This window comes from uncultured Pigmentiphaga sp., from assembly GCF_937950555.1.
In the GTDB taxonomy this organism is placed as follows: Bacteria; Pseudomonadota; Gammaproteobacteria; order Burkholderiales; family Burkholderiaceae_B; genus Pigmentiphaga.
The window spans coordinates 115,254-128,783 of sequence record NZ_CALFCW010000021.1 but is presented as its reverse complement, the minus strand read 5'-3'; the positions used below and the strand labels follow the sequence as shown (position 1 = coordinate 128,783).

The following is a 13,530-nucleotide window of genomic DNA, read 5'->3' as shown; positions in this document are numbered from 1 at the left end:
CGGGCTCCGCCGCGCAGCGCCCCCGAAGGGACGCGCCAGTGCGCGCCGGGGGACAAAAACACGGGGGCTCTTATAATAATCCACAAGCCGGTCCGACTGAGCCCCTGCACATCCGTACCGGCCGTCGGAGGGCAGTATAGTTGGCCTATCGTCCCGTTGATCCGGAGCTGACCTTTTGAAGTTGCATTCCGACCCCGCCTCGGCGCTGAATACCGTCACGGCCTACGGCGAAGGCTATGTCGAAATCAATCGCGTCCGGTTCGAGCACGCCGTGGTGTTCGGCCCCGAAGGCGACGTCGCCGCCTGGCCCGTTTCCTGTTTCGAGGAGATCGACGGCGCAGCCATGGCCCGCGTCGTCCGCCCGGATGCGCCGCAGCCTCCCGAAGTGCTGCTGGTCGGCACCGGCGCGCGCCAGCGATTCCTCGCGCCCGCCCTGCTGCGCCCCCTGCTGAAAGCCGGCATAGGCGTCGAAATCATGGATACGCAGGCCGCTGCCCGCACCTACAACATCCTGATGGCCGAAGGCCGCCGCGTGTTGGCTGCATTGATTCCTGCCTGACACGATGCGTGCTTGCGTCCGCATTTCCCCGCATCCCCTATCTTTTCCGGAGCCCCGTGCATGAGTACCGTCATCGGACGAGCCGCCCCCGCGTTCACCGCACCCAGCACCGACGGCGAGATTTCCCTGAAAGAGCTGAAAGGACGCATTGTCGTCATGTACTTCTACCCCCGCGACAACACGCCCGGCTGCACGACCGAAGGCCAAAACTTCCGCGATCGCTACGCCGATTTCCAGGCGGCTGGCGCGCAGGTGCTGGGCGTCTCGCGGGACACCCTGGCCTCGCACCAGAAATTCAAGGAAAAGCAAGGCTTCCCCTTCCCGCTCATCGCCGACCCCGAGGAAAAGCTTTGTGAGCTCTACGGAGTCATGAAGATGAAAAACATGTACGGCAAACAAGTGCGCGGCATCGAGCGCAGCACCTTCCTGATCGATGCCCAAGGCAAGCTTCGCCAGGAGTGGCGCGGTGTGAAGGTCCCCGGCCACGTCGACGCCGTACTCGAGGCGGTCCGCGCCCTGGCCAAGGAGTAACCGGCTGCGCCGCCTTGAACGCCGCCCGCCCCCCACGCCTGCGCCGGCGACCGGCCGGAACCCATTTCCGCGCTGCGCCGGCCGCCCCCGGAAGCCACCGGCACCCCCGCCTCCGGGCAGGCGAACCACCTCTTCCTGCGCGCGCATCGTGCCGCCGACAGGCGTACCATGCTAGCAACGAGGATGCAGTATCGTTGAGCTTCCCTTATTGAGGAGATCCGCGCTCATGCCGCTTCCCAAGATGCCCACCCGGCCCGCTTCGATCTTGACCTTTCCTTCGGGTGAACCAGCGCGTCCCGTCGCTCGCGGCAAACGTTCCGAGGCCGAGCCGCCTCTGCCCTCCTCTACCGAAACCCACCCAGTCCAGCCGTCCTTGGCGGGCATACAGCCCGCGCCGGCCAAGACCGCGCGCAAATCGGCCAAGTCCAAGGCCGGCGCCCTGCTGACCCCGCAGGCCAAGAGCATCGAGGAGCCGGTCGCGCGCGCGCCCCAGCCCACGGCCGCCGTGCTGGAAGCGCCCGCCAAGGGCTCGGCCAAGCCGGCCGGCAAGCGCAGGACGAAAACCTCGGCCTCGCAGGCCACCAAGCTGTTCGTGCTGGACACCAACGTGTTGATGCACGATCCGAGTGCGCTGTTCCGGTTCGAGGAGCACGACATCTTCCTGCCGATGATGACGCTGGAAGAGCTCGACAACCACAAGAAAGGCATGTCCGAAGTGGCGCGAAATGCGCGCCAGGTCAGCCGTTTCCTCGATCAGCTGGTCAGCGACATCGGCGACATCGACGCGGGCATCCCACTCGACAAGCTGGGGCACCGCGACGCGCTTGGCCGCCTGTACCTGCAGACGACCCTGCTTTCTTCGTCGCTGCCACCCGGGCTGCCCGCCGGCAAAGCCGACAACCAGATCCTGGCCGTGGTCCGTGCCCTGCAGGAGCGTTTCCCGCAACGCGAAGTGGTGCTGGTGTCCAAAGACATCAACATGCGCGTCAAGGCGCGCGCACTCGGCCTGCCCGCGGAGGACTACTTCAACGACCAGGTGCTGGAAGATTCCGACCTGCTCTACACCGGCGTGCTGGAACTGCCGGAGGATTTCTGGGACAAGCACAGCAAGGGCATGGAATCCTGGCAGCAGGGTGGAAGCACCTTCTACCGGATCACGGGGCCGCTGTGCACGCAGTTCTCGATCAACCAGTTCGTCTACCTCGAAGGCAGCATGCCGCTGTATGCACAGGTCAAAGAGGTCATGGGCAAGACCGCCGTGCTGCAGACGCTGCGCGAGTACACCCATAGCAAGAACAACGTCTGGGGGATCACGGCGCGCAACCGCGAACAGAACTTCGCGCTCAACCTGCTGATGAACCCCGATTGCGATTTCGTGTCTCTCCTGGGCCAAGCCGGCACGGGCAAGACACTCTTGGCGCTGGCAGCGGGCCTGACGCAGGTGCTCGAGACCAAGCGCTATACAGAGATCATCATGACGCGCGTCACCGTCCCGGTAGGCGAAGACATCGGGTTCCTGCCCGGGACGGAAGAAGAGAAAATGCTGCCGTGGATGGGAGCGCTCGAAGACAATCTGGACGTGCTCAACATGGGAGACGGCGAAGCCGGGCACGGCGGCGACTGGGGCCGCGCAGCCACCATGGACCTGATCCGCTCACGGGTCAAGGTCAAGTCGCTCAACTTCATGCGCGGCCGCACGTTCCTCAACAAGTTCCTCATCATCGATGAGGCCCAGAACCTCACGCCTAAGCAGATGAAAACCTTGATCACTCGCGCCGGCCCGGGCACCAAGGTGGTATGCCTGGGCAACATCGCGCAAATCGACACGCCCTACCTCACCGAGAGCAGTTCGGGACTGACCTACGTGGTCGACCGCTTCAAGGGATGGCCCCATTCTGGCCACGTCACGCTGCAGCGGGGCGAGCGGTCCAGGCTGGCCGACTACGCGGCCGAGGTGCTGTGACATGGCGGCGGACCGAACCCCGGCGACTTCGGCCTGCCTCGATTACCTGCGCGCCATCTGGAATGCGTTGGGCGGGCAGCCGTCCCTGCCCGACAACGTGGCCTTCCACGGCACGGGCAGCCTGCCGTCCGTCTTTCCCGTCACCGACCTGGCCGCCGCGTCCATTGCCGCCGCCGGATTGGCCGTCGCAGAACTGCTTGCGCTGCGCCATGGCGAGTTTCCCGGCGTGCGCGTCGACCGCCGCCTCGCATCGTTCTGGTTCGGTACTTCTTTGCGGCCGGTCGGCTGGAAACTACCGCCGGCCTGGGATCCCATCGCGGGAGACTACGAGGCGGCCGACGGCTGGATCCGCCTGCACACCAACGCTCCCCACCATCGCGCGGCCGCCCTGCGCGTGCTGGACTGCGGCCCCGACCGAACCAGCGTGGCCGAGGCAGTCAAGAAGTGGAAAGCGCTAGACCTGGAAAACGCCGTTGTCGAACAGCATGGATGCGCGGCCCAGATGCGCAGCCTGGCCGAATGGTCCATGCATCCCCAAGGCGTCGCCGTGGCCGCCGAGCCGCTGGTCTGGCGCGTCGCCGCCCCGGCGGCAGACAAACCTTCCTGGCCGGTTTCCCGCGATCGCCCGCTGGAAGGCTTGCGCGTGCTCGACATGACGCGCGTGCTCGCCGGCCCCGTCGCGACTCGTTTCCTGGCCGGCTATGGCGCCGAAGTGTTGCGGCTCGACCCGCCGGGATGGGACGAACCATCCCTTGCTCCCGAGCTGACGGTGGGCAAGCGCTGCGCACGGCTCGACCTGCGCAGCACGGAAGGACGCCGCACGTTTCGCCAATTGCTGCGGGACGCCGACGTGCTCGTGCACGGCTATCGCCCTGACGCCTTGCCCGCACTAGGCTTTGATGCCGAACAGCGGCGGCGCATCAATCCGGCGCTGGTGGACGTCTCGCTCGACGCGTATGGTTGGACGGGGCCCTGGAAAACGCGGCGGGGATTCGACAGCCTGGTGCAGATGAGCTGTGGCATCGCCGACGCCGGCATGCGGCAGCTCGGCCAATCCAAGCCGACCCCGTTGCCGGTGCAGGCGCTCGACCATGCCACTGGTTACATGATGGCCGCGGCCGTCGTGCGGGGCTTGGTCGACCGGGTACGCAGCGGAACAGGCGGTGAAGCCCGCGCATCGCTAGCACGCACCGCCGCGCTGCTGGTGCAACGCACGCAGCCCGACGATGCCGACGCACTGGCCCCTGAAACGCGCGAGGATTGCACCATGCCCTCCGAGACGACGGCCTGGGGCCGCGCGCGCCGGGTCAAAGTACCGCTCGAGATTGCCGGTGCAGACATGGCATGGTGTATTCCGGCCGGCCCGCTGGGCGCCTCGCCCGCCGCGTGGGCAACGGCCGGCGGCTAAGGCTCGAGCCACTCGCGCTGCACGTCCGGCCGCGCCCGCAGGTCGGCCGGCGTTCCATCGAACACCACCTCGCCATGGCCCAGCACACAGGCCCGGTCGGCAACTTCCAGCGCCAGCTCCAGTTTCTGCTCGATCAACAGCATCGCCACGCCACGGCCGCGCAAGTCCCGAAAGAGCCCAGCCAACTGGAACACCACCTGGGGTGCCAGCCCCTCGGCCGGCTCGTCGACCACGATGAGTTCCGGGTCTCCCATCAGCGCGCGTCCCAACGCCAGCATCTGCTGCTCCCCGCCCGACAAACGCTGCGCAGGCACCCGGGCACGCTGTGCGAGGACGGGGAAGAGCGCGTAGACGTCTTCCTTGCGCCAACGCCCCGGCCGGGCGCCTTTCTGGCCGAGAAGCAGATTCTGCTCCACGCTCAAGTTCGGAAACACATCGCGGCTCTCCGGCACGTAACCTATGCCAAGCCGCGCGATTTCAAAGGTTTTCAGCGTGACGAGGTCGCGCCCGCGCCAAAGGAAAGTCCCCTCCCGCCGCACCAACCCCATGATCGCGCGCGCCAAGGTCGAACGGCCAGCGCCGTTGCGCCCGAGCACGGCGACGATCTCCCCCGCCCCGATGCGCAGGTCCACGCCTCGCAGCACGTGGGCGCGCCCATACCAAGCCTGGGCATTGCGGATGTCCAACAACGTTTCGCTCATCATCCCTGCAGACTTCGGCCGAGATAGGCGCGACGCACCCGGTCATCCTCGCGGATGTCGGCCGGCGCCCCGGTTGCAATCAACTCTCCGCGCACCAGGACGGATATCCTGTCCGACAAACCGAACACCACTTCCATGTCGTGCTCCACGATGAGCACCGTCCGGCCCCGGCAGGCGGTTCGTATCAACTCCACCATGCGCCGGGACTCGGCGCGGTTCATGCCTGCCGTAGGTTCATCGAGCAGCAGCACGCGCGCATCCGCTGCCAGGACCATGCCCAGCTCCAACGCCCGCTGCTCGGCGTAGCTCAAGGCTCCAGCCTCGACGCCAGCCCGCTGCGCAAGCCCCACTTGGGCCATGACGGCGTGCGCCCGCTCGGCAAGACGCGTGGCGGTTCGCAGTGGGCGCCACCAGACATAGCCAAGCCCGGACGCGCGCATGGCGGCGCAACGCAAATTGTCGAAGACCGACAGGCGCGGGAACACATTGGCGACCTGGAAACTCCGGGACAAGCCCAGGCGCGCCATGCGATGGGGCGGCAGCCCGGTCGTGTCACGCCCATACAAGCGTACCGTGCCGGACGACGGTGCCGTCAGCCCCGAGATGACGTTGAACAGCGTGGACTTGCCGGCGCCGTTGGGACCGATCAGCGCATGCACTTCACCGGCGGCGACGGACAAACTCACGCCATCGAGAATGCACGCGTCGCCATAACGCTTGCCGATATCCGCCAGCACTAACGCGTCGACGCCTTTTCCGCGCACCAGCGTCTCAGCCATCGCGCGCTCCCTGCGCGGCGGACGAGCGCGTGCGACGGTAGGCCAGGCAGGCTGCGCCGCCCAGGGACAGGCACGCAGCCCCGGCCCACGCGCCCGCCGCGGACGGGTCTAGCATCCAGTGCATGGGCGAAGCCGGCGACGCAGCCTCCGCCTGGGCATGGACGGCAGCGTAGGCGAGCTCCACGGCCCAGCACAGCCCCAGCGCCAACGCCAGGGTTCCCACTGCTCCCCAGCCGGATTCGCGCACGACGGCCGCTGCCCCCTTGCCTGCGATACGCCGCGCCAGTCCATGGACCGCACCTGCCAGCCCATGCGGCGCGAATAGCACGGTTGCGGCGAACGCCAGCCCGAGATAGAGCTGCCATGCCCCCGTGTAGCGCGACAATGCCACCGAAAACAACGTGACAACCACGGCACCGAGGACGGGCCCCAGGAAGAAACCGCTGCCGCCGACGACGACCGCCAGCAACACGATGGCCGAGCGTTCCATGCCCAGGCCGTCTACGCTCGCGATCTCGAAGTTGAGCGCCCAGAGCGCACCCGCGATGCCCGCAAAAAACGCCGCCAGGACCAGCATCCCATATCTCACGAGATGGGGATTCTGTCCGACGAACGCGACCCGCTGGGGGTTGTCGCGCACGGCATTGGCTAGCATCAAGAGCGGCGTGCGCCCCAGGGCGCGCATCGCGATCGCGCTGGCCACCGTCCAAAATGCCGTCAGGTAATAGATGTTCGTGTCCGGTCCCAGGCTGAACACGGCCTCCATGCCTCTGAATAAAGCCGGGCCGGCGGTGCGGTCGGCGGTCAATCCGCCTTCCCCGCCGAACCATTCTGGCAGCATGGCCGCCGCCGCATGGACGAGCTCGCCGATTGCCAAAGAAATCATCGCAAACGGCGTGCCGCCGCGCCGAGTGGTTGGATGGCCGATCAACGCAGCGAATGCAGCGCTCGCCAGGCCGCCCGCAAGCGGCAGCATGGCCACGGGCAGCGTGAAGGCGCCGGTTTCCATGGCGCGCAACAGGTGCACGACCGCGAAACCGCCCAGCCCGGCATAGACGGCGTGCCCGAAGGACAGCATGCCGGTCTGTCCGAGCAACAAGTTATAAGACAGGGCAAAGACCGCCATCGCGCACATTTGCGACATCAGCCCCAGCTGGAACCGGCTGCCCAGCAGCAGCGGCGCGAAGGCCAGCAAGGCCGCCAGCGCCGTCCCCCATATGCGGTCGGCGCACAGGTTTACCCGGCCTCGCATCATGTTTCGCGCACGCCCATGAGCCCCCGCGGCCGCGCGATGAGGACGGCGACCATCAACAGATAGGGCAGCACCGGCGCGATCCGCGACAACGGCCACGCCGCCAACGCCTGTGCGTCGGCCGGCGCCGCGCCTAGCCATGCGGCCACGTCTGCCAGCGACCAATCCGCGCCGGCGGCGAAAGTTTGCAAGAGGCCGATCAGCAGACTGGCGACAAAGGCGCCGGTGAGCGACCCCAGGCCGCCGACCACGGTGATGACGAACACGATGGGCCCCAACGCTTGCGCCATGCCTGGATCGGTCACGAATATGCTGCCGCCAATGGCACCGGCCATGCCCGCCAGCGCGCAGCCGGCGGCAAACACCCATACGTATATGCGAGGTACGTCATGCCCCAAGGCCTGCGCCATGTCCGGATGACTGATCGCGGCCTGCATGACCAAGCCGATGCGTGTGTGCCTGACGCCCCACCACAACGCGGCCAGCATGGCGCCTGCCGCGGCGGCGATGAGCAGCCGATGCTTGGGAAACGCGTGACCGCCGAGGAGAAAGATCGGTTCGGCCAACGCATCGGGAATACGGTACGGCACAGGGGAACGGCCCCATGCCAACTGGACCAATTCCACGATCACATAGGCCAGCGCAAACGTGAACAGCAACTCTGCCACGTGCCCGCGCGGGCGCAACCGCCGCAAGGCGAACCGTTCCACCGCCGCGCCGGCCGCCCCGGTCAGCACCGGCGCGATGAACAGCGCGATCCAGAAGGCCGCGCCGGGGGAGACATGTGCCGCCCCCAGCGCACCGGCCGCGGCGTATGCGAAGTAGGCGCCCAGCATGTAAAAGCTGGCATGCGCGAAATTGATGACGCCCATCATGCTGAAAATCAGCGTCAGCCCGGCCGATAGCATGAATAGCAAGAGTCCGTAACAGACGCCGTTGAGCAGCGAAACGATCAGCCAATCCAAACCATGAACTCCCTGGACGCCGCGCCGGTCTGACCGGATAGCATGGAGAGAAGGAAAACGAAACGAGAAACGACGGCAAATAGGTTAACCTTGATCGATAGCCGGCGTGATGCCGATTACCTTCCAAGGCAACCGTTTTGAAGCTCGCCAGCACACTCGACTCCCTACGCACCGATAACTCTTTCGCAGCGCTGCCGGATGCGTTCTATTCCCGGGTGTCGCCACAGCCGCTCGGCGACCCATGGCTGGTGCATGCCAATCCGGATGCGGCCGCGCTGATCGGGCTTGCACCCGAGGCTTTGTCCACGCCGGAATTCCTGGCCGTTTTTTCGGGCACCCGCCCCCTGCCCGGCGGTACTCCCCTCGCGGCCGTCTATAGCGGCCATCAGTTCGGCGTCTGGGCAGGACAGCTCGGCGACGGGCGGGCCTTGCTCCTAGGCGAGGTCCAGGGCCCCAGCGGCAACTGGGAACTCCAGCTCAAAGGATCGGGCACGACGCCCTACTCCCGCATGGGAGACGGCCGGGCGGTCCTGCGATCGTCCGTGCGCGAATACCTGGCGTCCGAAGCGATGCACGGGCTCGGCATCCCCACCACGCGAGCCCTTGCGCTGGTCGCATCCGACGATCCGGTCATCCGCGAGACCGTAGAGACTGCGGCCATCGTCACCCGCATGTCTCCCAGCTTCGTCCGGTTCGGCTCCTTCGAACACTGGGCCAGCCGGCAGCGGCCGGACCTACTGCAAGTGCTGGCCGACTATGTCATCGACCGCTTCTATCCCGAATGCCGGGCCACGCCCGCCGGCGAAGCGGAAACGCAGGCCGGCCCCTATCTGCGCCTCTTGGCGGCCGTGACGCGCAAGACGGCGGAACTCATGGCCGGCTGGCAGTCGGTGGGCTTCTGCCACGGCGTCATGAACACCGACAACATGTCCATACTGGGCCTGACGCTCGACTACGGCCCGTTTGGCTTCATGGATGGTTTCGACGCGCACCACATATGCAACCATTCCGATACGGCCGGCCGCTACGCGTGGGACGCCCAGCCGGCCGTCGCGCATTGGAACCTGTACCGGCTCGCGGGCGCGCTCCTGCCCCTAGTGCAGGACGAAGCCGCGCTGCGCGCCGCGCTCGCATGCTTCGAGCCCGCGTTCCTCGACGCCTACCACCGCAGGATGGCGGCCAAGCTGGGCTTCCGGCAGTGGCAGCCCGGAGATGAAGAACTGCTCAACGGGTTGTGGTCGATCATGCACCACGACCGCGCCGATTTCACGCTCAGCTTCCGGCGCCTGGGCGAAGTCGCCGCCGATGCAGGCGCGGCCGCCCCGGCGCCAGGCAACGAAACATTCGAAGACCTCTTCATCGACCGCGAAGCGGCCCGGGCATGGCTCGCGCGCTACCGCGACCGGATACGGCGCGACGGCCGGCCCGATGCCGAGCGCAGGGCCGCCATGCATCGCGTCAATCCGCTGTACGTGCTGCGCAACCACCTGGCCGAGCTTGCCATTCGAGCGGCGAAGGAACGCGACCCGGGCGAAATCGACCGCTTGCTGGCAGTGCTGCGGGACCCTTATACCGAACGGCCCGGCTACGAGGCTTACGCCCGCCTTCCGCCCGACTGGGCGAGCTCCATTCAAGTCAGCTGTTCTTCATGAGGTAAACCATGTCCGACAGGCCCAAAGTCAAGAAATCCGACGCCGAATGGCGCACCCTGCTCACTCCGATGCAATACGCCGTCGCACGGGAAAAAGCCACTGAACGCGCCTTCACCGGCGAGTACTGGAATCACTACGAGCCGGGCATCTATCGCTGTGTCGCCTGCGGCACCCCCCTCTTCGCCTCCGACACCAAATTCGAGTCGGGGTGCGGCTGGCCCAGCTATTTCGCGCCCATCGACCCCGACAACGTGCGTGAAGAGCTCGACACCAGCCACGGCATGGTTCGCACGGAAATCCTGTGCAACGTCTGCGACTCGCACCTGGGGCACGTTTTCGAAGACGGGCCGCCCCCGACCGGGCTGCGCTACTGCATCAACTCGGTATCGTTGAAGTTCGAGCCTTTCGACGACCCTTCCTCCAACCCCTGACCCGGACCGGCCGGGAACGAATCTCCCTCGCCACTGCAATTCGATGAAATTACTTTTCGACCTTTTTCCGCTGCTGCTTTTCTTTGCTGCCTACAAGTTCGCCGACATTTACGTGGCGACAGGAGTCGCGATGGCGGCCAGCGTGCTGCAAATCGCCTGGCTGCTGGTCCGGCGCAGGAAAACCGAGCCCATGCACTGGATCAACCTCGCGATCATCGTGGTGTTCGGCGGAGCGACCCTATTCCTGCACGACGAGGTCTTCATCAAGTGGAAGCCCACCGTGCTGTACTGGCTATTCGCGGTCGTGCTTGCCGGCGGCCAATGGCTGCTCAAGCGCAATTTCCTGCGCAGCATGCTCGGCAAGCAGATCCAGCTGCCCGATCCCATCTGGAACCGGCTCAACCTTGCATGGACGGCATTCTTCGCCGCCGTTGGCGCGCTCAACCTCTACGTCGCGTACTCCTGGCCCACCGAGACCTGGGTCAGCTTCAAGGTTTTCGGCATCTTCGGGTTGCTGCTCGTGTTCATCGTGCTGCAATCGATCTACCTCGGACGCCACATCAAGCAGCCCGAAGAGCCGATCCGAGAGATTGCCAAGCGCGAAACCGACGCCGGAGCCGGGCGGTCATGAGCCAGGCACGCATCGACCTCATCCGGGAGCGCCTGCAAGCGCTTGCGCCGGCCGAGCTCGACATACGGGACGAATCGCACCTGCATGCAGGCCATGCCGGCGCGGCGGCCGGAGGCGGGCATTTCCGCCTACGCATCGTGTCGTCCCGGTTCGCGGGCCTGAACAGGCTGGCCCGCCATAGGCTGGTGTATGATCGATTGGCAGACCTGATGCCCTCGCAGATCCATGCGTTGGCCATCCAGGCACTGACTCCAGAAGAAGACTCCGCACCAACCCCTTGAGGGCGGTCCCTACCGCCCCGATCTCAGACTCTTTCTACCTTCACTCAAGGACTTCCATACATGAAGCGTGTTTTGATGATGGCTGCCGCGCTGACCGTGGCCGCTCCGGTTTTTGCGCAGAATGCCGCCGTAGTCAACGGCAAGGCCATCCCGTCGTCGCGCGTGGATCAATTCGTCAATCTGTTGACCAAGCAAGGGCAGCCCGATTCTCCCCAACTGCGCGAACAGATCCGTGAAGAGCTCATCAATCGCGAAATCTTCCTGCAGGAGGCCGACAAACGCGGCATCGCCAAGCAGCCGGACGTCCAGACCGAGCTCGACCTGACCCGGCAGAGCGTCCTGATCCGCGGCCTGTTCAACGATTTCCTCGCCAAGAACCCCGTGACCGACCAAGAAATCCAGGCCGAGTACGACCGGGTCAAGGGTGCCCAGGGCGACAATGAATACCAAGCGCGGCACATCCTGGTCGAAACCGAGGCCCAGGCCCGCGACATCATCGCCCAGCTCAAGAAAGGGGCGAAATTCGAAGAGCTCGCCAAGCAGTCCAAGGATCCCGGCTCCGCCTCCAACGGCGGCAGCCTCGACTGGGCGCCCGCCGCGACCTACGTGAAGCCGTTTGCCGACGCCCTGGCCTCGCTGAACAAGGGGCAAACCACCGAGAACCCCGTCCAGACCCAGTTCGGCTGGCATGTGATCCGCCTGGACGACGTCCGCCCGGTGCAGTTCCCCTCGGTCGAGCAACTGCGTCCGCAAATCGAGGAATCCCTGCGCCAGGCCAAGCTGCGCGACTTCCAAAACAGCCTGCGCGAAAAGGCCAAGATTCAGTGAGTGTTGGATTCAACCAACAACCCTGGCGGGGACAACCCAACCCCTTTTTCTCAATCAGGGTTTACTCTAGTTGACCCTGAAATCACCAAAAAAAACCTGCCTTGCGCCCCGTGATACGGGGCTTTTTTTTGCTCGACATTGGCAGAAAGCCAGGGCATGCGCGGCGTGCCGATCCATGAGGGTTGTAATTAAGTAACAAAAGCTTATGCCTAAAGCGCAACACCTATTCATTACACCTGAAATAACTATTGGCACCCCAGGGCCTTTCTGGTGAAATTCCCCGAGATTTCTTCACAGCAAGACATCGCGTAGAAATCAAACGCAAGGCAGATGGGCTTGCCGCTACGGAAAACCGCAGCAGTGCAGCTTTCCGGCACGTCCCTCCGTCTTATCGAGTTACTCACTCCGCTGGAGACCTTATTAATGAAGAAGACCCTTCTTGCCGCCGCCCTGCTGGCCGGCTTTGCAGGTGCCGCTCAAGCGCAAAGCAACGTCACCCTGTACGGTATCGTCGACGCCGGCTTCAACTACACCAAGCTCGAAGGCCAAGCCTCCCGTAAAGGCATCGACAGCGGCCTGATGGGCCAGTCTCGCTGGGGTATCCGTGGTTCGGAAGACATCGGTAACGGTCTGAAGGCCATTTTCACCCTGGAAAGCGGCTTCAACGCCGATGACGGCACCCAGCTGCAAAACCGCCTGTTCGGCCGCTACGCCTTCGTCGGCGTGGAAAGCGCCTCCGCTGGCCGCCTGACCATCGGCCGTACGACGAACCTGGGCTTCATGTGGGCCGCCGGCATCGTCAACCCCTTCGGCCTGAGCTTCGGCACCTCCACCGTCGGCAGCACCTTCGGCTACAACGACGCCGACCTGGGCGCCGGCCGTGCCGACAACACGATCTACTACTACTCGCCGAACTTCGCCGGCTTCCAAGGCGCCCTCGGTTACAGCTTCAACGTCAACGGCCAAGAAGCCGGTGGCAGCCGTAACAACGACCGCCTGTTCGACGTCGGCCTGAAGTACGACAACGGTCCCCTGAAGGCCGTGATCACGTACCAATACCTGAACCCGACCAGCGCCACCCCGAACAACGGCAAGTTCAAGAACCTGACCCTGGGTGCCAACTACGACTTCGGCGTCGTGGCCGTGTACGGCGGTTACGCCCATGCCAAGAACATCCGCAACGTGGGTGCCTGGAACGCCTCTGCCGCCTTCGGCCGCACCAACACCGGCGCTACCGCTGCCAACTTCACCAAGGACAACGCCTGGACCCTGGGTCTGAGCGCTCCCCTGGGCCCCGGCAAGGCCTACGCTGCCTACCAAAAGGCCACCCAGTCCAAGGTTAAGGGCTTCGCCGTCGGCTACGCCTACGACCTGTCCAAGCGTACCAACCTGTACGCCTACTACGCCCAAAACGAAGTCCGCAACTGGACGACCGGCCAAGACCTGGACGCCAAGCAATTCGCTCTGGGCCTGCAACACCGCTTCTAAGCACATGATGCCGGCTTGACCGGCGTCGGCGGGGCTTCGGCCCCGGTGCGACCAAGCATGA

Annotated in this window: 14 protein-coding genes; 10 read left to right on the top strand and 4 right to left on the bottom strand. The window is 65.2% G+C overall.

The window, feature by feature from the left end; genetic code table 11:
• Nucleotides 1-175: 175 nt before the first annotated feature.
• The 4 genes from Q0319_RS05395 (at nt 176) to Q0319_RS05380 (ending at nt 4,461) form a co-directional block, all read left to right on the top strand.
• On the top strand, nt 176-559 hold the full coding sequence (locus Q0319_RS05395) for an Mth938-like domain-containing protein (RefSeq protein WP_296466635.1): 384 nt from the start codon (nt 176-178) through the stop codon (nt 557-559).
• A 60-nt stretch (nt 560-619) separates the two neighbouring features.
• Nucleotides 620-1,090, top strand: a complete 471-nt coding sequence (locus Q0319_RS05390) for a peroxiredoxin (protein WP_296466637.1) — start codon at nt 620-622, stop codon at nt 1,088-1,090.
• 226 nt (nt 1,091-1,316) lie between these two features.
• A complete protein-coding gene (locus Q0319_RS05385; RefSeq protein WP_299451376.1) occupies nt 1,317-3,053 on the top strand; it encodes a PhoH family protein in 1,737 nt (578 codons plus the stop codon).
• Between the two features lies 1 nt (nt 3,054).
• The gene (locus Q0319_RS05380) at nt 3,055-4,461 is read left to right on the top strand and encodes a CoA transferase (protein ID WP_296468808.1); all 1,407 of its coding nucleotides are present in this window, start codon (nt 3,055-3,057) and stop codon (nt 4,459-4,461) included.
• On the opposite strand, the gene Q0319_RS05375 is transcribed toward Q0319_RS05380, so the two are convergent.
• From Q0319_RS05375 to Q0319_RS05360, 4 genes are read right to left on the bottom strand one after another with little or no spacing between them, the layout of a single operon-like run.
• Complete coding sequence (locus tag Q0319_RS05375) at nt 4,458-5,165, bottom strand: ABC transporter ATP-binding protein (RefSeq protein WP_296468806.1); 708 nt, start codon at nt 5,163-5,165, stop codon at nt 4,458-4,460. The genes Q0319_RS05380 and Q0319_RS05375 overlap by 4 nt on opposite strands.
• Nucleotides 5,162-5,941 (bottom strand): ABC transporter ATP-binding protein, encoded by a 780-nt coding sequence (locus Q0319_RS05370; protein WP_296468805.1) that lies wholly within the window; start codon nt 5,939-5,941, stop codon nt 5,162-5,164. Before Q0319_RS05370 ends, Q0319_RS05375 begins: the two co-directional genes overlap by 4 nt.
• A complete protein-coding gene (locus tag Q0319_RS05365; RefSeq protein ID WP_299451375.1) occupies nt 5,934-7,196 on the bottom strand; it encodes a branched-chain amino acid ABC transporter permease in 1,263 nt (420 codons plus the stop codon). Before Q0319_RS05365 ends, Q0319_RS05370 begins: the two co-directional genes overlap by 8 nt.
• Nucleotides 7,193-8,158 (bottom strand): branched-chain amino acid ABC transporter permease, encoded by a 966-nt coding sequence (locus tag Q0319_RS05360; protein WP_296468801.1) that lies wholly within the window; start codon nt 8,156-8,158, stop codon nt 7,193-7,195. The genes Q0319_RS05365 and Q0319_RS05360 overlap by 4 nt, the downstream gene beginning before the upstream one ends.
• A 137-nt stretch (nt 8,159-8,295) precedes the next feature.
• On the opposite strand from Q0319_RS05360, the gene Q0319_RS05355 reads away from it, so the two are divergent.
• The 6 genes from Q0319_RS05355 (at nt 8,296) to Q0319_RS05330 (ending at nt 13,469) form a co-directional block, all read left to right on the top strand.
• The gene (locus Q0319_RS05355; RefSeq protein WP_299451374.1) at nt 8,296-9,810 is read left to right on the top strand and encodes a protein adenylyltransferase SelO; all 1,515 of its coding nucleotides are present in this window, start codon (nt 8,296-8,298) and stop codon (nt 9,808-9,810) included.
• Nucleotides 9,811-9,818: 8 nt separating this feature from the next.
• Nucleotides 9,819-10,241, top strand: coding sequence for a peptide-methionine (R)-S-oxide reductase MsrB (gene msrB / locus Q0319_RS05350; protein WP_296468797.1), 423 nt, complete (start codon nt 9,819-9,821; stop codon nt 10,239-10,241).
• Nucleotides 10,242-10,284: 43 nt separating this feature from the next.
• Entirely contained in the window at nt 10,285-10,872 is a 588-nt protein-coding gene (locus Q0319_RS05345) for a septation protein A (protein WP_296468795.1), read from the top strand.
• Nucleotides 10,869-11,153 carry a BolA family protein gene (locus Q0319_RS05340; protein WP_296468793.1) on the top strand — a complete coding sequence of 95 codons (285 nt, stop codon included), beginning with the start codon at nt 10,869-10,871 and terminating at the stop codon, nt 11,151-11,153. The genes Q0319_RS05345 and Q0319_RS05340 overlap by 4 nt, the downstream gene beginning before the upstream one ends.
• A gap of 60 nt (nt 11,154-11,213) precedes the next feature.
• Nucleotides 11,214-11,981 (top strand): peptidylprolyl isomerase, encoded by a 768-nt coding sequence (locus tag Q0319_RS05335; protein WP_296468791.1) that lies wholly within the window; start codon nt 11,214-11,216, stop codon nt 11,979-11,981.
• A 423-nt stretch (nt 11,982-12,404) separates the two neighbouring features.
• On the top strand, nt 12,405-13,469 hold the full coding sequence (locus Q0319_RS05330) for a porin (protein ID WP_299451373.1): 1,065 nt from the start codon (nt 12,405-12,407) through the stop codon (nt 13,467-13,469).
• Nucleotides 13,470-13,530: the final 61 nt, after the last annotated feature.

Coding starts and splice junctions, on each gene's coding strand:
- Q0319_RS05390 (WP_296466637.1), top strand. CDS start 620: ATGAGTACCGTCATCGGACGAGCCGCCCCCGCGTTCACCGCACCCAGC.
- Q0319_RS05385 (WP_299451376.1), top strand. CDS start 1,317: ATGCCGCTTCCCAAGATGCCCACCCGGCCCGCTTCGATCTTGACCTTT.
- Q0319_RS05380 (WP_296468808.1), top strand. CDS start 3,055: ATGGCGGCGGACCGAACCCCGGCGACTTCGGCCTGCCTCGATTACCTG.
- Q0319_RS05375 (WP_296468806.1), bottom strand. CDS start 5,165: ATGATGAGCGAAACGTTGTTGGACATCCGCAATGCCCAGGCTTGGTAT.
- Q0319_RS05370 (WP_296468805.1), bottom strand. CDS start 5,941: ATGGCTGAGACGCTGGTGCGCGGAAAAGGCGTCGACGCGTTAGTGCTG.
- Q0319_RS05365 (WP_299451375.1), bottom strand. CDS start 7,196: ATGATGCGAGGCCGGGTAAACCTGTGCGCCGACCGCATATGGGGGACG.
- msrB (WP_296468797.1), top strand. CDS start 9,819: ATGTCCGACAGGCCCAAAGTCAAGAAATCCGACGCCGAATGGCGCACC.
- Q0319_RS05345 (WP_296468795.1), top strand. CDS start 10,285: ATGAAATTACTTTTCGACCTTTTTCCGCTGCTGCTTTTCTTTGCTGCC.
- Q0319_RS05340 (WP_296468793.1), top strand. CDS start 10,869: ATGAGCCAGGCACGCATCGACCTCATCCGGGAGCGCCTGCAAGCGCTT.
- Q0319_RS05335 (WP_296468791.1), top strand. CDS start 11,214: ATGAAGCGTGTTTTGATGATGGCTGCCGCGCTGACCGTGGCCGCTCCG.
- Q0319_RS05330 (WP_299451373.1), top strand. CDS start 12,405: ATGAAGAAGACCCTTCTTGCCGCCGCCCTGCTGGCCGGCTTTGCAGGT.